Consider the following 17,020-nt stretch of genomic DNA (forward strand, 5'->3'; position numbering starts at 1 on the left):
CCAATCCTCGGAAAGCCAGTAACCGTGCGTCCGCGTGATCGCCTGGACCCCGAGCTCCCACCAAGTTGCCTCCGCCATGACGCCGCCCGCCACCGCCTTGCCCGTCGAAGCGCCCCAGGCTTTCCTGGGCGTGGCGCGCTCGCTGACCGACAAGCTCTGGCGCGACCGGCTGGACGCCCGTGGGGCGGCGCAGGCGCTCGCCATCGTGCAGCGGCACCAACTGCCGGAGCTGCTGGCGCGGGTGCTGGCCGGCCGCGGGATCGATATCGACGCCGTGCCCGACTTCCTCGATCCGACCATCCGAAAGCTGCTGCCGGACCCTTTCACCGTGACGGAGATGGAAACCGCCGCGAAGCGGATCGCCGATGCCGCGGCGAGGGGCGAGAAGGTCGCGATCTTCGGCGACTACGACGTCGACGGCGCCACGTCGGCGGCGCTGCTCGCCTGGCACCTGCGCCATTGTGGAATAGATCCGCTGATCCATATCCCCGACCGGATATTCGAAGGCTACGGCCCCAATACCGAGGCGGTGCGGGCGCTCGCCGCGAAGGGCGCGACGCTGCTCGTCACCGTGGATTGCGGCACCACCAGCATCGAGCCGCTCGCTGAAGCAAAACGTCTCGGCATGTCCGTGGTCGTGATCGACCACCACCAATGCGGGCTCGATCTTCCCGAAGTCGATGCGCTGGTCAACCCGAACCGCCCCGACGATCTCTCCGGCCTCGGTCATCTCGCCGCCGTCGGCCTCGTGCTGGTGACGCTGGTCGCCGTCAACCGCGAGCTGCGCCAGCGCGGTTTCTGGACCTCCGAGATGCCGGAGCCGGATCTGCTCGGCATGCTGCATCACGTCGCGCTCGGCACGGTCGCCGACGTGGCGCCGCTGATCGGTCTCAACCGCGCCTTCGTGGCCAAGGGCCTGATCGCGATGCGACGGCGCGACCATGTCGGGCATACCGCACTGATGGACGTGGCGCGGCTCAACGGCCCGCCGGAGGCCTGGCATCTCGGCTTCATGCTCGGGCCGCGCGTCAATGCGGGCGGCCGCATCGGCCGCGCCGATCTCGGGGTGCGGCTGCTGCTGGAAGGCGACAGCGTCGAGGCTGCGCGGATCGCGGCGGAGCTCGATCGTCTCAACAGCGAGCGCCGCGTCATCGAGCAGGCGGCCGAAGCTCAGGCCGAATCCGAGGCACTGGCCTCGATCGGGCTGGAGGACAAGCTGGCCGTGATCGTCACCGCCTCGGAAGGCTGGCATCCCGGCGTGGTCGGCCTCGTCGCCTCCCGCCTGAAGGAGAAGTTCTCTCGACCTGCCTTTGCCATTGCGCTGGAGCCAGGCGGCATCGGCACCGGCTCGGGCCGCTCGATCGCCGGCGTCGATCTCGGCAAGGCAGTGCGGCAGGCCGTTGCCGACGGCATCCTGCTCAAGGGCGGCGGGCATGCGATGGCCGCCGGCGTCACGCTGCGCAAAGAGAAGCTCGCCGAATTCCGCGCCTATCTCGAAAACGCGCTGGCACGCGATGTCGCGGAGGCGCGCCACGTCAACGAGCTCTATATCGACGGCGCGGTCTCCGCACGTGCTGTGACGCCGGAGCTTGCGGCGACGCTCAACCGTGCCGGTCCCTTCGGCAGCGGCAATCCGGAGCCCGTGCTGGCACTGCCGGCGCACCAACTCGTGTTTGCCGACGAGGTCGGCCAGGCGCATCTGCGCCTGCGTTTCAAGTCGGGCGACGGCGCCATGGTCAACGGCATCGCGTTCCGTTCGGTCGGCCAGAAGCTCGGCAACGCGCTGCTCGCCAATCGAGGCCAGCAGCTGCATGTCGCGGGCTCGCTCTCGGTCGACCGCTACCAGGGCGCCGAGCGCGTGCAATTTCGCGTCGTCGATGTCGCGCTACCCGATCAAGGGCCATCCGTGATTAGATAGCGCATGATCCGAAAAAGTGCGAAGCGGTTTTCCGACAACGATCATGCGCGAAAGATAACGGTCTCAAACAACAAAAAAGGGAGTGAACATGACAGGGCAGGTTGAGGGCAAGGTCGCGCTGGTGACCGGTGGCGCTTCCGGCATTGGCGAGGCCATCGTCGAGCTGTTCGCGCGCGAAGGCGCCGCGGTCGTCATCACCGATATCGACGAGCTGCGCGGCCCGGAGCTCGCCAGGCGCGTCACCAAGGCCGGCGGCAAGGCGATCTTCCTGGAGCAGGACGTCACCAGCGAGGAGCGCTGGATTGAGGTCGTCGCCGAGATCGCCAAGCGCTACGGCCGGCTCGACATCATGGTCTCCAACGCCGGCATCGGCATCGCCGTACCCTCGATCGTCGACATGACGCTCGCCGACTGGCGCAAGCAGAATGCGATCAATCTCGATGGCGTGTTCCTCTCGGTCAAGCATTGCCTGCCCTTGATGCGCAAGACCGGCGGCGGCTCGATCATCATGATGTCGTCGCTGGCGGGCTTGCGCGGCTCGCCCGGGTTGTCGGCCTATTCGGCGACCAAGGGCGGCGTGCGGCTGTTCGCCAAATCGATCGCGATGGAGTGCGCGGCGGCGGGCGACGGCATCCGCGTCAACTCGGTTCACCCCGGCATCATCGATACCCCGATCTGGGGCAAGATTCCGACGGGGGCGGCCGGCGCCGGCCAGAACGCGCCGATCGATCCGGAGGAGCGCGCGCGCGTCGTCACGCCTCTCGGCCGTGCCGGCCATGCCGCGGAGATCGCCTCCGGCGTGCTGTATCTCGCCTCCGATGCTTCGCGCTACGTCACCGGCAGCGAGCTCGTCATCGACGGCGGCATGAACGCGGGCGGCGTGCCGCGGCGAACCTGAGCCGCGCAGGGCAGGGTGGCGGTTGCAGGGGCTGACGCGCAGGTCCAGTCCCTGTACAAGGCTGGCAGCTCCCGACCGACAGAGGTGTCCTTCGCCATGGCGCACAGCCTTCACGCTTCCTCACCCGCGCCCGCGCCATTCCGCTCCAATCGGCCGGACCTCGCGACCGACGCGATCCGCACCGCGCGCGAGGATCTGGCCGCCTGTTTCCGCATGGCGGCGCGCAACGGCTTCGAGGAAGGCATCTGCAACCACTTCTCGGCCGTCGTGCCCGGCCATGATGATCTGTTCCTCGTCAATCCCTATGGCTACGCCTTCCGCGAGCTGACTGCGTCGAAGCTCCTGATCTGCGACTTCCACGGCAACGTACTCGATGGCGAGGGAGTGCCGGAGGCGACCGCCTTCTACATCCATGCCGAGATGCACAAGCGCCTGCCGCGTGCCAAGGTCGCCTTCCATACCCACATGCCCTATGCCACTGCGCTGTCGATGACCGAGGGCGATCCCCTGATCTGGGCCGGCCAGACCGCGCTGAAATTCTACGGCCGCACCGCGGTTGATCGCGACTACAACGGCCTCGCGCTCGACAACCGCGAAGGCGCGCGCATAGCCTCCGCCGTCGGCGATGCTGACATCGTCTTCATGAAGCATCACGGCGTGATGGTGCTGGCGCCGACCATCGCAGAGGCTTGGGACGATCTCTACTACCTCGAACGCGCCGCCGAGGTGCAGGTGCTGGCGATGTCGACGGGACGAAAGGTGTTGCCGGTCGATCCCGCGATTGCGGCCGCGACCTACAAGCAGATGCGCGAGGGCGATACCGAATCCGCGCGGCTGCATCTCGCCGCCATCCGCCGTCAACTCGACGCGGAGGAGCCGCAATACAGGCACTGAGCGCCACATTCCGGGGCGGGGCGCAGCCTCGAACCCGGAATCCAGAGGTCGTGGTGCGAGATTTCGGGTTCTCGCCACGCGGGTCCTGGAACGACGAAGTGAGAGAGCGCCTACGAGCCCTGCCGCAGCTTGGCCAGCACCTTCAGCCCGCCATAGCCATCCGCCGGCGTGATGCCGGCACGCTGCTGAAAATCCTTGACCGCCTTCATCGTGTCGTTGCCGACGCGGCCGTCGGTGCCGCCGGTATCGAAGCCGGCCTTGGTCAGGCGCGTCTGCATCTCCTGCACCTCGGCCAGCGTCAGCGCACGCTCGGAGCCGGGGAAGGGTTGGATGAAGGGTGGCGCTCCCAGGCAGCGGTCGCCGAGATGGCAGATCGCCAGCGCATAGTTCATGGAAGGGTTATAGCTCTTCACCGAATAGAAATTCGGTCCGAGCAGGAAGGTCGGCCCGCCCGCAACCGGTGTCCACATCTGCGCGGATGCGTTCGGCTGCGGAAACGGCTGGCCGTCGGCGCGGGTCACGCCGGCCGCCTGCCACGCCGCGTAGGTGCGGCTTCCGCTCACGCTGCCGGGCGCGCGCACCTCGTAGCCCCAATGCTCGCCACGATGCCACTTGCCGCGGTTGACGAGATACTTTGCCGTCGAGCCCAGCGCGTCATCGGGCTTGCCGAATGGCGACACCTTGCCGTCGCCGTCATAGTCGATGCCGACATTGAGCCAGACCTCCGGCATCCATTGCGAATGCCCCATCGCGCCGGCCCAGGATCCTCGCATTTCGTCCGGCGTGCTCCAGCCCTTGTCGACGATCCGCAGCGCGTTGATCAATTCGGTCTCCCAATAGGCCTTGCGGCGCGGCTCGTTCCAGGCGAGCGCGGCCAGCGAGGGAAACACCGGCCTCATGTGGTTCTGCTGCACCAGGGGATCGCCATAGGCGGACTCGACGCCCCACAGCGCCAGCAGCGTGCCGCGCTCGACGCCGAAATCGCGCTCGACGCGCGCAAGCAGCGCCTCGTTGTTCTTCAGCGCGATCTTGCCGTTGATGATACGCCAGTCCGAGACGCGGCGGTTGATGTATTGCCAGAGCTGTTCGTTGAATTCCGGCTGGTTGCGCATCTGCTTGAACACGCTCATGTCCGGCTCGATCCGCCCCATCGCGCGCTGCCATGTCGTGGCTGAAATACCTTTCGCCATCGCGCGGGCGCGAAAGCTCTCGCGCCATTCGTCGAATCCCGGAGGCGCGGCGAGAGCGCGTGTCGGGACGGCGAGCAAGGCGGCTGCACCGAACGCCGATTGGAGCAGGGCGCGGCGAGTTGAACGAGGCGAGGAATCAGCGTGCGTCATGGGCGCATTCTAGCCGGAAACATGGCGCGTGTGAGTCGGTTCCTGGAACGGCGGCGATGTGAGAATTCTGCCTGATTGCGTCGGCGGTTCCCACCGGAACAAGTGTCGCACTCCCGCATTCCCCCCACACACCGGGAAGGAGGAGAAGATGAGGAAATATCTGCTTGTCGCAGCCATGGTCACCGCCGTCGCAGCGCCCGTGTTCGCCGATGAGGTCGGCGTTCACGTCGGCCCGGTCGGCGCGGGCGTAACGGTCGGACGGTCCCACGAATATCGTGAGCGCGACCGCGACCACGACCGCACCACCGTGATCAGGGAACGCGAGCCCGCCGACCGCACCACGGTGATCAAGAAGGAAGATGAATTCGGCAATCGCAGCAAGACCGTCATTCACGACAACGACTGACGGAGCAGGGTCCCGGCTTGATGCCGGGGCCTTTCTTCGCACGATCGGCAAATCGAATCGGGGTCGAATGAAGATACGCACGCATGCGGAAAGCCATGTCGTCGAACTCGACGACGGATCGCAGTGGCAGATTTTCCCCGGCGACCTCGCGACCACGCTGAGCTGGAAGCCCGAAACCGATTTGCGTCTCGAGCAGAGCGGTGACCGGATGAGTTCGCACGTGCTGGTGAATATGGCCGATCAAAGCCGCGTGCGGGTGATCGCGGCGGACGAGACCTGGCCCGACGGCGAGGTCAAGAACGCGTTGAAAGGCGGGTAGGCGCGCTGCTGCTGCGATGGAGGCGGCAATCAACGACCGCGAATGTCGGTGGCCTCGTCCCCCTGCAGATCCTTCGCGATTCCGGCAAGCCAACGCCGGATAGTGCTTTCCGCCTTTGAATCCAAATCCCGAGCCAGGCGCTTCTCCAATTCCAGCACACGCTGCCGGCACGCGTTCAAAAGCGTCGCCCCGCGCGGGGTCAGCGTCCATTGCAGGATGCGGCCGTGGACGGGATGAGGTGTCATCACAATCGCGCCGTTGCGTTCGAGGTTGCGGACAATGACACCGACGGTCTGGGGCGTCAGGAAGGTGAGGCGGGCGACATCGGCCCCCGACAAGCCCGGATAGGCGTTGAGCATCGTCAATACCGCAAATTGCGGCGACGTCACGCCGAGATCGGCGAGAGTCCGTTCCATCGTCAGGCGAACCGCGGCATGGGCCTGACGCAGGAGATAGCCGAGATAGCCCTGCTCGCCGCGCTTGCCTTCGCCGGGAGCGGGGACACGCGTGGTGTCGCCGGCAGGCGCGGGTGCCTTGCGCACGGTTTTCGGTCCTGTGACGGCAACGGTCTTGCGTGTCATATCAGAGCTCTTATAAGATATAAGTACCCTTATAATAATCCGAGGTGAACGGCAATGTCACACGCCCGCAGCGAATACGAGGATTTCAAGAGGATCGCGCCGGACGTCTATGATCTGGTGCTTGCGCTGGGCCAGCTGGCGGGCAAGGCCGGCCTCGACAAGCAGCTGCTCGAGCTCGTCAAGCTGCGCGCCTCGCAGATCAACGGCTGCGCCTTCTGCGTGCAGCACCACGTTCTGCTGTCGGAACGGATCGGCGTTCCTGTCGACAAGCTTCATCTGGTCGCGGTCTGGCGCGAGGCGCCGATCTTTTCGCCGCGCGAGCGCGCGGCCCTGGCCTGGGCCGAGGCGCTGACCTGTCTGCCCGATGGCGTCAGCGAGGCGGTCTATGCGGAAGCGTCTGACGAATTCTCCGAGACGGAATTGACGTACCTGACGTCAGCGGTCGCCTCGATCAACGTCTGGAACCGTTTCGGCGCGGCGTTTCGCTGGACGCCAGCAAAGCGGCCGGTCGCAGCCGCCGCAGCTGCGTCCTGAGGGGGACAAGGGGAGATCACGATGATAGCCATGTGCTTTTCTGCCGCGCCACGCCCGATGTCGTCGCGGTCAACGGCGCTCGCCGTCGTCGCAGGCCTCGCCTGCGCGCTTGCGATCGGCAAGGTGCTGCCGGTGACGATCGACAGTGTATCCGGTGTGCTGGCGCCGCTCTGCGCCACGGCGGCGGAGAGCTCGCCGCTCGACAAGGTCGAGCCGATCGGCTCCTACGCGCTGCCGAACGTCCCGGGCAAGCGCGTCACCATCGTGCGCGTGTCATATGGTCCCGGCGGATTTTCACGGCCGCACCGACACTCGGGATCCGTCACCGCCTACATCACCAAGGGGCAGATCCGCTCGCAGCTCGGCGGTGGCCCGGTCGAGACGTTCGCCGTGGGCCAATCCTTCTTCGAGCCGCCGGGCTCGACGCATCTGGTCTCGGCCAATGCCAGTATGACGGAGCCGGCGGAGTTGATCGCTGTGTTCGTCGCAGACGAGGGCGCACAACTGACGACGTTCATCGAGTAGCTGCACGCGCAATGCGCCACCGCATGTTCAGGCCGATCGCGATCGCCTCAACCGTTTCCATGCCGGTGCGAGACCGTATTCGACCGCCGGAATCGCAAGTGCGCCGACAAGCAGTCCAAGCACGCCCGAGATGGCTGCCTCGACCGACCATTCGATGACGCCCGCAACGGAGGGAAGGAGGTGTGCGGCAGCTCCGGTGGCGGCATGGACCATGTGGCCGACCACGGGTGGGCCGTATTTTTCGATGCCGTGCAGGATGATGCCGCCGCCGACCCATATCATGGCGGCGGTGCCGATGGTGCTCAGCACCGCCAGGAAGATGGGCATGCCGCGGACGAGCGCGCGTCCAAGCAAGCGGATTCCGCTGCCGATGATCGAGGTGCCGTCATAGCGCGCAAGGGCCATGCCGACATCGTCCGCCTTCACGATCAGGGCTACCACGCCGTAGACCCCGACGGTGATAAAGAGGCCGACCAGCGCCAGCACCAGCGCCTGCGTCCAGATGCTGCCCGCCGGGAGGGCCGCCAGCGTGATCGCCATGATCTCTGCCGACAGGATGAAGTCCGTCTTGATGGCGCTCGCGACCTTCTCGTCCTCGACCGACCGGGCATTCAACGCAATCGGCTGCAACTGAGCTTCGTGGTGGTGCGCATGATGCGGCAGCACGGCTTCGAGCACCTTCTCGGCGCCCTCATAGCAGAGAAAGGCTCCGCCCAGCATGAGCAGCGGCGTGACCGCGGCGGGAAGGAAGTAACCAAGCAGCAGAGCAATGGGAAGCAGAATCAGCAATTTGTTGCGCAGCGATCCGACCGCAATCTTGCCGACGATCGGCAGTTCGCGTTTCGAGGCAAAGCCGATGACGTAGTTCGGCGTGACGGCGGCGTCGTCGATGACCACGCCTGCTGCCTTCGTGCCCGCTTTGGCGGCCTGGCTCGCCACATCGTCGAGCGAGGCTGCTGCCACCTTTGCAATCGCCGCGACATCGTCGAGAAGACCGATCAGTCCGACACTCATGAAACGTGTCCCTTCTTCATTGAGCCGGCGGGTTTGCGCGACGATACGCTCTTGCGCCGCCCGGAATCGGGAGCGAGCAAGCCGTTAATTGTCCTCGCCGCTCGATCCCTCGCGCAGGTCCGGTTTGATCACGTCCTCCGGGAGCGCATGGGCGACCGGCTGCGCCGTGCCTGCGATCTCCGGGCCGACTTCGCGGCCGCGGGCGCGGATCAGGCGCTCATAGGCAGACACCAGCGTGACGTAGGGGCTGACCCAGATCCAGCCGTCGCGTGTGAACACCTGCACATCGAAATGCAGGTGCATCGACGTGCCGGCGGGATGGTCGAGATAGTTCGAGATCACACCGATCTTCTCGCCTTCGGTGACGATGCGGCCATTGAGCACGCCATCGGCGTTCATCACGTGCGGATTCATATGCATGTAGCGGAAACGGATGTGCTCGGTGCGGCTGTTGACTTGAAGTGTCGCGGCCTGGTCCTTGGCTCCGCGGATGACGATCGCGTCACGCACGGCGACGACGGCGCGCTGCTTGGGATCGCAGGGCTCGCGGCCTTCACCGGGCGGCGGGCAGTCGGCGGCACGGATGTCCTCGCCCTGGTGGCCGTAGCCTCCGCCACATTGCCACACCTCGAAACTGCGCGACTCGCAGAAATTGTCGCGCCAGGGATAGGCGGTCGGACCTTCGCTCTTGTCGCGCCTGCCGTAGGATTGCGAGCGCACGAAGGCGGGCGCCTTGTCGAGGGGAAAGCGGATCTGGGCATAGGCCATCATATCGGGATGGCCGCCTTGCTTGCGGTAGCCGGTGTTCGGGATGATGTCGCCGCTCGGCCGGTAGCTGAAGTCCGGCGAACGCCCCGCGGGACGATCGAGGACGTTGGAAGCAATGTCCATCAACGGCCTCATGCGCTGGCCACCGGCGATACGCAGAGCCTTCAAGAAGCGCTCGGCGACTGGATAGGCTTCCTTGCAGGCGAGCCGCCGCGGCTTGGCGATGCTGTCGAGGCACTGGATCGACACCACATAGGCGACGCCGAAGCGGGTGAAGGCGTAGCGTACGTAGCCTTCCCGGATGAACTTGCGCAGGTCCGGGTAGGTTGCCGCGAGCGGCTTGACTGGCTCCCCCTTGCCGCCGGCTGGATCGGCGATGTCGTAGACGAGCGCCGAGCCCGTGATCTGCACCTCGACCGGCCTTGCGAATACCCGGCTCGGCATACCCTCGCCGGCGCCGGGCTCGAACGAGAAGGTCGCGCTGTAGCCGGCCGGACCGGCATCGAACATGTCGACGGGATTGAAGTCGGCCTGGTAGCGCGACAGGGTGAGCGGCGCGCCGCTGCGCTGCGCCTTGAGGTACGCGGCAGCGTCGAACGGCAGCAGCACGGGTACGGGACTTCGGGTGATGCCGGTGAAGAAGCGCGAGGAGATCGCGTTGAGCTGCACCAGCGCGGGCATCGCGCGCGGATCGTAGCGCGGCACCGAACGGCGGGGTGCAAAGATGAAGTCGCCCGCAATCTGCGGGCGACTGTTGATCTCGACGCGGAGCTGGTCGAGCGCTGCGCGCCAGTCGACGCGCAGGGCCGTGAGCGAAGGGCCGCGGAATTCATCCGCAGCGACCGGCGCGGCAGCGAGGAGCGACAGCGACGCCAGGAGAAGCGGGACGAACCGGAAACTCTTCCTGCCCACTGCCTCGCCCCCGGCGGTACCTGTTCCGATCCTCGATTGCCCGCTTAGTCCTTGGCGCGTTCGGCGTAGGAGCCGTCTTCGGTCATCACCACCACGCGCGTTCCGACCGAGATGTGCGGCGGCACGGTGGTGCGCACGCCGTTGGAGAGAACCGCGGGCTTGTAGGAGGAGGAGGCGGTCTGACCCTTGGTCACGGGCTCGGTTTCTACCACTTCCAGCGTCACGCGCTGCGGCAGCGCGATCGACACCGGGTTGGTGTCGTGCATGGACAGCTTGACCGTCATGCTCTCCTGGAGATACGCGGCGGCGTCGCCGACGACGTCCTTCGAGACCTGGACCTGGTCATAGGTCTCAGGGTTCATGAAGTGGTAGCCGTCGCCATCCTCATAGAGATAGGTGTAGTTGCGCTCTTCGATCGTGGCCTTTTCGACCTGGTCGGTGGTCTTGTAGCGTTCGGAGATCTTTACCCCGTCCGAGATTCGGCGCATTTCGATCTGGCTGACCGGGGTGCCCTTGCCGGGATGGATGTTCTCGGCGCTCACGACGACATAAAGCTTGCCGTCTTGCTCGATCACGTTGCCTTTGCGAATAGAACTGGCGATGACTCTCAAAGCTGTATTTCCTGCTTGCTTGGCCCGGCGGGGGCCAGGACGTGGTCAAATTGATGGGGGACTTGGGGCCTCAAATCGGACCTCGGCGCCCGTTTCGGGCCGCAACATACTGATTTTGCCGTTGGATGCCAGCACTTTGCTGCTGGCTGGAGCGGTCGGTTAATGGCTGGGGACAAGCCGATGTCGCCGTTCTGGTCGCCCGGCAGGCACCTCGACCGGCGGCCGTTCCTCCAGGCCAGGGGCGCGGTGACCGGAGCTTTACGGGCCTTTTTCGCCGAACAAGGCTTCATGGAGGTCGAAACCTCGGTCCTTCAGGTCTCCCCGGGCAACGAGACCCATCTGCACGCCCCCCGGACCGAGATCATGCGGCCCGACGGCAGCCGGGCGCGCCGATACCTGCGGACCTCGCCCGAATTCGCCTGCAAGAAGCTGCTGGCGGCGGGCGAGACGCGGATTTTCGAATTCGCCCGAGTGTTCCGGGACCGCGAGCGCGGCGACCTGCATCTGCCTGAATTCACCATGCTAGAATGGTACCGGGCGGGTGCCCCCTATGATGTCATCATGGCCGATTGCGTCGTCGTGATCGCCCGTGCGGCGCAGGCGACCGGCATCGGGACCTTTTCCTTCCGCGGCAGGACCGCCGATCCCTTCGCCGAGCCGGAGCTCCTGACGGTCGCGGGCGCCTTCGAGCGCTTCGCCGGCATCGAACTGCTGTCGACAATTTCGGGTGGCGAGGGTAACCGTGGCGCGCTCGCCGCGGCGGCCCGCGGCAAGGTCCGTGTGGCCGAGGACGACACATGGTCCGACATCTTCAGCAAGGTCCTGGTCGAGCATGTCGAGCCGCATCTCGGGCAGGGGCGTTTGACCATCCTGTTTGAATACCCATCTCCAGAGGCGGCGCTGGCGCGGGTGAAGGCGGACGACCCGAGGGTCGCCGAGCGATTCGAGGTCTATGCGTGCGGCGTCGAGCTCGCCAACGGCTTTGGCGAACTGACCGATGCGGAGGAGCAGCGAAAACGCTTCACGGAATCGATGACGGAGAAGCAGCGCCGCTACGGTGAAGCCTATCCGCTCGACGAGGACTTTCTGGCCGCGGTCGCCGCAATGCCGGAGGCGAGTGGTGTCGCACTCGGCTTCGACCGGCTGGTCATGCTGGCGAGCAGCGCAACACGAATTGATCAGGTGGTGTGGACACCCCCTGCGGATGAGAGATGACGAAGACGAATTCTGTACGCACTCTGCGCGAGCCTGCCGAGCTCGTCGCCGAGGGTCTGGCCCCCGCAGCAGCGCTGCCGGCGCTCGAGCGCGTTGCCGCGCGCTATGCCGTGGCGATCACGCCGGCGCTGATCGAGCTGATCGACACGACCGATCCCGACGATCCCATCGCGCGACAATTCGTCCCCACCGCAGCCGAGCTGAACCTGGAGCCGGGCGAGAATGCCGATCCGATCGGCGACCACCCCCATTCGCCAGTTCCCGGAATCGTGCACCGCTATCCCGACCGCGTGTTGTTCAAGCTCGTTCACGTCTGCGCGGTCTATTGCCGATTCTGCTTCCGCCGCGAGATGGTGGGGCCCGGCAAGGAGAATGCGCTGTCGGACAGCGCTTATCGCGCGGCGATCGACTACATCCGAGCACACGACGAGATCTGGGAAGTGATTCTGACCGGCGGCGATCCCCTGATGCTGTCGCCGCGGCGGATGAGCGAGATCATGGCCGAACTGGCTGCGATCGATCACGTCAAGATCATCCGTCTTCACACCCGCGTACCGGTGGCCGAACCCGCGCGAGTCAGCGAGGAGATGGTTGCGGCATTGAAGGTCGCGGGCGCGACCACCTGGCTGGCAGTGCACGCCAACCACGCGCGCGAGCTGGCAGGGCCCGCGCGTGCTGCCTGTGCCCGGCTCGTCGATGCTGGAGTTCCCTTGGTGAGCCAGTCCGTGCTGTTGCGCGGCGTCAATGACAACATCGCCGCTCTGTCGGATTTGATGCGAGCTTTCGTCGAATGCCGGATCAAGCCCTACTATCTGCATCACGGCGATCTCGCGCCGGGCACGGCGCATCTGCGAACGACGCTGGCGGAGGGACAGGACTTGATGCGGCAGCTGCGCGGGCGGGTCTCAGGACTATGTCAGCCGGACTATGTCATCGACATTCCCGGCGGCGCCGGCAAATCGCCGGTGGGGCCAGGTTACGTATTGGCGCCGCAAAATACCGCACCCGATGCGGATGATGCGGGAGCCGAAACGCGGTATCGTATCTTAGATTATTGCGGCGGCGTTCATCTTTACCCGCCCGAAATCTGAGCGGGGTAGAGAGTGTGCCGATCTGAAAATGGAGCACTGAAAATGAAGAAGATCATGGTGGCAACATCGCTCGTGGTCTTGCTTGGTGGCGAGGCGGTTGCGCAGACCAACGGCTCGAAGGGATCGACCTCCGGCGGCGCAAGCCGTGGAACGGCGTGGCCGGCGCCTGTTGGTCACCGCCAGCCGCGTGCGGCTGACGTGCCGAGTGAGAAGAATCTGAGCGATCCGAACACCCCCGCGAACAAGGAAGATGCGGAGCTCGATCGCAAGATCAGGAGCATCTGCCGCGGCTGCTGATTGCTTCACCTCTCCCGAAGGGAGAGGTCGGATCGCATCAAAGATGCGGTCCGGGTGAGGGTTACACTCTCGCCCCAACGCTGCGACCGCTCACCCGGATTGCTGCGCAATCCGACCTCTCCCGTCGGGGAGAGGTGATGAGCCAGCCAACCCAGCCGAGTCGTTGCTCAGGCCGACCGTTCGTGCCGCCCTGCGTGCCGGGTGTTGCGACGAATCTCGACAGCGTCGGCGAGCTGCTCGAGCGCGCTTGCCGTGGTCGGCCAGTCGATGCAGCCGTCGGTGATGCTCTGGCCGTAGGTGAGCGGCTTGCCCGGCACCACGTCCTGGCGACCGGCGACGATGTTGCTCTCGATCATCGCGCCCATGATGCGGCTCTCGCCGCCCGAGATCTGACTGGCGATGTCGGCCATCACCAGCGGCTGGTTCTCCGGCTTCTTGCTCGAATTGGCGTGGCTTGCATCGACCATCACGAGCGGCGCGACGCCGGATTTGGTCAATTCGTTGCAGGCGGCCGCAACGCTTGCCGCGTCGTAGTTCGGCCTGCTGCCGCCGCGCAGGATGATGTGGCAGTCCTCGTTGCCCGCGGTCGAGGCGATCGCCGAATGGCCGAGCTTCGTCACCGCCATGAAATGATGCGGATGCGAGGCCGACTTCACCGCGTCCGCCGCGATCCGCACATTGCCGTCGGTGCCGTTCTTGAAGCCGACCGGGCAGGACAGCCCCGAGGCCAGCTCGCGGTGGATCTGGCTCTCGGTCGTGCGTGCGCCGATTGCGGCCCAGGAGACGAGGTCGGCGATGTACTGCGGCGTCGTCATGTCCAGGAATTCGGTGCCCGCGGGCAGACCGAGATTGTTCACGGCCGACAGCACGTTGCGCGCCAGCCGCAGGCCCTTGTTGATGTCGAAGCTGCCGTCGAGATTGGGGTCGTTGATCAGGCCCTTCCAGCCGACGGTGGTCCGCGGCTTCTCGAAATAGACCCGCATCACGATCTCGAGCTGGTCGGCAAGGTCCTCGCGCAAGCGCGCAAGGCGCTCGGCGTAGTCGAGCGCGGCCTCGGGATCATGCACCGAGCAGGGGCCGACCACGACCAGCAGGCGGTCGTCCTGGCCGCTCAGGATGGCGTGGATGGCGTTGCGGGCGGCCATCACCACGCGTGTCGCGGTGAGCGTGCGCGGGACCTCCCGCATCACCTCTTCCGGCGTGCTCAGTTCTTTCAGTTCGCGGATACGAAGATCGTCGGTCGTGCTCAGCACGGCGGGCTCCTGTCTGTTTTAGAACCTGCCGGCCAATAAAAAAGCCGCCAGGTCTGGCGGCTTGTTCGGACGTTTGCTGCAATGTGTCAGATTGAGCGCGATCCTCCCGCCGCCAGCGAGCTGTCGTAGCTAAAGTACCAAAAATAGCTGGTGGCGACGGTGATCATGGCAGGCCATATAGCCTGCCGCTGGCGGGTTGTCACCCCCCAATCGGCGCGTACGGCGGCGAGGCGCCTCAGGTCTTGCTGTTACGTGCCGCCATTGCCATGCCGATCAAGGTGGCGCCGCCGAACAGCAGGTTGATACCGACGAGCACACCGATCGCCCAGTCCGCCGAGCTTGGCAGTCCCGTGATCACCATGAACGAGATCGCGATGTCGACGAGGCCGGAGACCAGAAGCCACGACCAGCGGCCGCTCAACTCGCGGCGGTGCTCCAGCGCGTACATGATGGTGGCGACGCCCTCCGCGAGGAAATAGGCGCCGAGCACGATGGTCAGCGTCAGCACGGCCTGTATCGGCCGGGCCAGCAGCAGCGTGCCGGTGAGCACGGCCAGAGCGGCCGAGATCAGCGACCACCAGAAGCCCGGCGTGCTGCGCGCCCAATAGGTCGCGATCAGTCCGCCGATGCCGCCGATCAGGAACATCCAGCCGAGGAAGATCGCGGTCGCAAGACTCGCGAGCGGCGGGAGGACCAAAGCGGCAATGCCGAGAACCACGAGCAGGATGCCCTCGAACAGGAAGGCCTTCCAATGCGTCTTGACCGCCTGGTTCATTGCGGATTGCAGCCGTGAAAATTCCTCAGGCGATGTCATGAAGTCCTCGATTTCGTCAGCAGCCCATGCCGCTCAATCTAGTATGTGTGCACCGCGCCTGCCATCGCGCGGCTCAGCCGCCGCCGGGCGCCGACGAAAAGCCTTCCGCGCTGGTGCGGATGCGGTTGCGGCCGAGAATGTAGATCGCCGTCGTGACAATCAGAAGCGCGAGGCCGAGCAGGATCGAGACGAAACCAATCGGGATCAGCGCCAGCGTCAGGTTGCGCTCGGGGTTGATCAGCCAGTGATGGATCGAGGTCAGCACGAAGGCGAGCCCCAGAAAGCCGATGCCGCCGCCGGCCAGCAGCAGCGCCCACATCCGGCGGAGCTGGCTGAGCCGCTCGCGCGCGACATCGGTCCGCGGCGCATGGTGGCGCGCGACGCGCCGGACCAGGTGGATGGCGAAAGCAATCGAGCCGAAGCCGACCAGGAGGCTCGCGGCGCCCAGCCACATTCGGAGTGTCGGATCGAGATCGGGCATGCGCTGGAGCGCCAGCAGCGGGAAGTCGAAGGCCGAATGCAGCGCGAGCGGGGCGGCGAAGATCAATAGCCGGCTGGAGAGGCGTGCCCAGTCGCGATGGCGGCGGTTCGCGCCCAGTGCCGTGCCTGCGCGCGCGATCGTCAGGTAGGCGCCCGCGATGATGCCGAGCGCGCCGTGGAAGGGTACGGTCAGCACGCTGCGCAGGGCGGCCAGCGAGCGCCACATCTCCGCGTGCTGGACCAGATAGGCGAGGTTCTCGTAGGCGGCGAAGCCGAGGCCGACCGCGGCGCCATAGACCACGGTGTCCATTGGATTGGAGAAGGTCCGCCGCTTGGTCGACGAAATCAGCACGATGGCGATCACCTTGACGGCCTCCTCAGGCAGCGCGACGCCGAAGATCGAATGCATGGCCAGTGCCGCCCAGGGGTCGTCGGGGGCAGCGACCATCTTGGCGAAAGGAGCGCGGGCGAGCCCCAGGAGCGAAATGCTGGCCGCGCCAAGCAGGAAGGCGGTCCAGACCTGGGCCGGCGGGCCGGGGCGCTCTTCGGCAGCGATGACAAGCCACAGCATCAGCAGCGCCGGGGCGATGGCCGCAGTTCCAATGACGGTGGGGAGCGCTTCGATCAGATACATTGGCGCCGAAAATAGGTTCCCTTGATCCGCTTATCTACGTCGGGCCGATGCGACCATGTGTCATGCGCCTGCTGTCCGCTCGCTGAACGCGGGCGATAGCTGCCGTTCATTCCCGTCGCCTGCGAAGGAGTAGAATACAAGCGCGATCAATTGCATGGCAAAAAATGCTCGTCATCCATGGCAACGACCCTGCGTCGGATGTCGGGTCGAGATTGGTGAGCCAGATCAAGGAAATGCGCAGGTTTCTTCGATCCACTGCGCACCTCTTCCGGCGGCGGATCCGCAGGCGGGATGGCCTGTCTCAAGGCCGGCGCCGCGGCTGCTGGCCTAGTCCCGCTTTCCTTGTGCGGGGCGGGCCTGCGATCCGGCGCGACCGCATCTGCTCAAGCTCCCAGAATGCACGGACCAGGCACGTGCCGAGGCAGAAGACGATGAGCAGCAACAGGAAGGCCTGATCGACGGCAGGGATGTGTATCATGGCGATGATGAAGCAACGCCCATGCCAGAGGTTCCCGC

The 17,020-nt window shown here is 65.7% G+C and carries 18 protein-coding genes; 10 read left to right on the plus strand and 8 right to left on the minus strand.

The window, feature by feature from the left end:
• The first annotated feature begins 76 nt into the window (after window positions 1-76).
• The 3 genes from recJ to ABIA42_RS12800 all read left to right on the plus strand — a co-directional run bounded on the left by recJ (window position 77) and on the right by ABIA42_RS12800 (window position 3,710).
• A complete protein-coding gene (recJ, locus tag ABIA42_RS12790; RefSeq protein ID WP_271530618.1) occupies window positions 77-1,918 on the plus strand; it encodes a single-stranded-DNA-specific exonuclease RecJ in 1,842 nt (613 codons plus the stop codon).
• Window positions 1,919-2,006: 88 nt separating this feature from the next.
• A complete protein-coding gene (locus ABIA42_RS12795; protein WP_370113267.1) occupies window positions 2,007-2,816 on the plus strand; it encodes an SDR family NAD(P)-dependent oxidoreductase in 810 nt (269 codons plus the stop codon).
• Window positions 2,817-2,912: 96 nt separating this feature from the next.
• Window positions 2,913-3,710 (plus strand): aldolase, encoded by a 798-nt coding sequence (locus ABIA42_RS12800; RefSeq protein WP_028177555.1) that lies wholly within the window; start codon window positions 2,913-2,915, stop codon window positions 3,708-3,710.
• A 110-nt stretch (window positions 3,711-3,820) separates the two neighbouring features.
• Here the strand turns inward: ABIA42_RS12800 and ABIA42_RS12805 are convergent, their stop codons facing one another.
• Entirely contained in the window at window positions 3,821-5,050 is a 1,230-nt protein-coding gene (locus tag ABIA42_RS12805; protein WP_271530620.1) for a lytic murein transglycosylase, read from the minus strand.
• Window positions 5,051-5,198: 148 nt separating this feature from the next.
• Between ABIA42_RS12805 and ABIA42_RS12810 the strand changes: the two genes are divergently transcribed.
• Together ABIA42_RS12810 and ABIA42_RS12815 are read left to right on the plus strand one after the other, a co-directional pair.
• Window positions 5,199-5,456 (plus strand): hypothetical protein, encoded by a 258-nt coding sequence (locus tag ABIA42_RS12810; protein WP_370113265.1) that lies wholly within the window; start codon window positions 5,199-5,201, stop codon window positions 5,454-5,456.
• Entirely contained in the window at window positions 5,410-5,775 is a 366-nt protein-coding gene (locus tag ABIA42_RS12815; protein ID WP_370113264.1) for a hypothetical protein, read from the plus strand. Before ABIA42_RS12810 ends, ABIA42_RS12815 begins: the two co-directional genes overlap by 47 nt.
• Before the next feature lie 29 nt (window positions 5,776-5,804).
• On the opposite strand, the gene ABIA42_RS12820 is transcribed toward ABIA42_RS12815, so the two are convergent.
• Window positions 5,805-6,356, minus strand: a complete 552-nt coding sequence (locus ABIA42_RS12820) for a MarR family winged helix-turn-helix transcriptional regulator (RefSeq protein ID WP_370113263.1) — start codon at window positions 6,354-6,356, stop codon at window positions 5,805-5,807.
• A 54-nt stretch (window positions 6,357-6,410) separates the two neighbouring features.
• Here ABIA42_RS12820 and ABIA42_RS12825 point away from each other — a divergent pair, with 54 nt between their 5' ends.
• Both ABIA42_RS12825 and ABIA42_RS12830 read left to right on the plus strand, forming a co-directional pair.
• On the plus strand, window positions 6,411-6,890 hold the full coding sequence (locus ABIA42_RS12825; protein WP_370113262.1) for a carboxymuconolactone decarboxylase family protein: 480 nt from the start codon (window positions 6,411-6,413) through the stop codon (window positions 6,888-6,890).
• 21 nt (window positions 6,891-6,911) lie between these two features.
• The gene (locus ABIA42_RS12830; RefSeq protein WP_271530625.1) at window positions 6,912-7,415 is read left to right on the plus strand and encodes a cupin domain-containing protein; all 504 of its coding nucleotides are present in this window, start codon (window positions 6,912-6,914) and stop codon (window positions 7,413-7,415) included.
• A gap of 27 nt (window positions 7,416-7,442) precedes the next feature.
• On the opposite strand, the gene ABIA42_RS12835 is transcribed toward ABIA42_RS12830, so the two are convergent.
• The 3 genes from ABIA42_RS12835 to efp form a co-directional block, all read right to left on the minus strand.
• Complete coding sequence (locus ABIA42_RS12835; RefSeq protein WP_370113260.1) at window positions 7,443-8,429, minus strand: DUF808 domain-containing protein; 987 nt, start codon at window positions 8,427-8,429, stop codon at window positions 7,443-7,445.
• 84 nt (window positions 8,430-8,513) lie between these two features.
• Window positions 8,514-10,109: a M23 family peptidase gene (locus ABIA42_RS12840; RefSeq protein ID WP_370113258.1), complete on the minus strand. Its 1,596-nt coding sequence runs from the start codon at window positions 10,107-10,109 to the stop codon at window positions 8,514-8,516.
• A gap of 44 nt (window positions 10,110-10,153) precedes the next feature.
• Window positions 10,154-10,720 carry an elongation factor P gene (efp, locus tag ABIA42_RS12845; RefSeq protein ID WP_271530628.1) on the minus strand — a complete coding sequence of 189 codons (567 nt, stop codon included), beginning with the start codon at window positions 10,718-10,720 and terminating at the stop codon, window positions 10,154-10,156.
• A gap of 162 nt (window positions 10,721-10,882) precedes the next feature.
• Between efp and epmA the strand changes: the two genes are divergently transcribed.
• The 3 genes from epmA to ABIA42_RS12860 are packed head-to-tail and all read left to right on the plus strand — an operon-like array spanning window position 10,883 to window position 13,323.
• On the plus strand, window positions 10,883-11,935 hold the full coding sequence (gene epmA, locus ABIA42_RS12850; protein WP_370113255.1) for an EF-P lysine aminoacylase EpmA: 1,053 nt from the start codon (window positions 10,883-10,885) through the stop codon (window positions 11,933-11,935).
• Complete coding sequence (locus ABIA42_RS12855; RefSeq protein WP_370113253.1) at window positions 11,932-13,026, plus strand: lysine-2,3-aminomutase-like protein; 1,095 nt, start codon at window positions 11,932-11,934, stop codon at window positions 13,024-13,026. Before epmA ends, ABIA42_RS12855 begins: the two co-directional genes overlap by 4 nt.
• Before the next feature lie 42 nt (window positions 13,027-13,068).
• Entirely contained in the window at window positions 13,069-13,323 is a 255-nt protein-coding gene (locus ABIA42_RS12860; RefSeq protein ID WP_028177543.1) for a hypothetical protein, read from the plus strand.
• 167 nt (window positions 13,324-13,490) lie between these two features.
• Here the strand turns inward: ABIA42_RS12860 and ABIA42_RS12865 are convergent, their stop codons facing one another.
• From ABIA42_RS12865 to ABIA42_RS12875, 3 genes are all read right to left on the minus strand, one after another.
• A complete protein-coding gene (locus ABIA42_RS12865; RefSeq protein ID WP_370113251.1) occupies window positions 13,491-14,576 on the minus strand; it encodes a 3-deoxy-7-phosphoheptulonate synthase in 1,086 nt (361 codons plus the stop codon).
• Between the two features lie 235 nt (window positions 14,577-14,811).
• Complete coding sequence (locus ABIA42_RS12870) at window positions 14,812-15,390, minus strand: HdeD family acid-resistance protein (RefSeq protein WP_370113249.1); 579 nt, start codon at window positions 15,388-15,390, stop codon at window positions 14,812-14,814.
• A 73-nt stretch (window positions 15,391-15,463) separates the two neighbouring features.
• Window positions 15,464-16,504, minus strand: a complete 1,041-nt coding sequence (locus ABIA42_RS12875; RefSeq protein WP_370113247.1) for a PrsW family glutamic-type intramembrane protease — start codon at window positions 16,502-16,504, stop codon at window positions 15,464-15,466.
• Window positions 16,505-17,020 lie beyond the last annotated feature (516 nt).

Origin of the sequence: Bradyrhizobium sp. USDA 327 (assembly GCF_041262065.1) — a bacterium.
Taxonomy (GTDB): domain Bacteria; phylum Pseudomonadota; class Alphaproteobacteria; order Rhizobiales; family Xanthobacteraceae; genus Bradyrhizobium; species Bradyrhizobium liaoningense.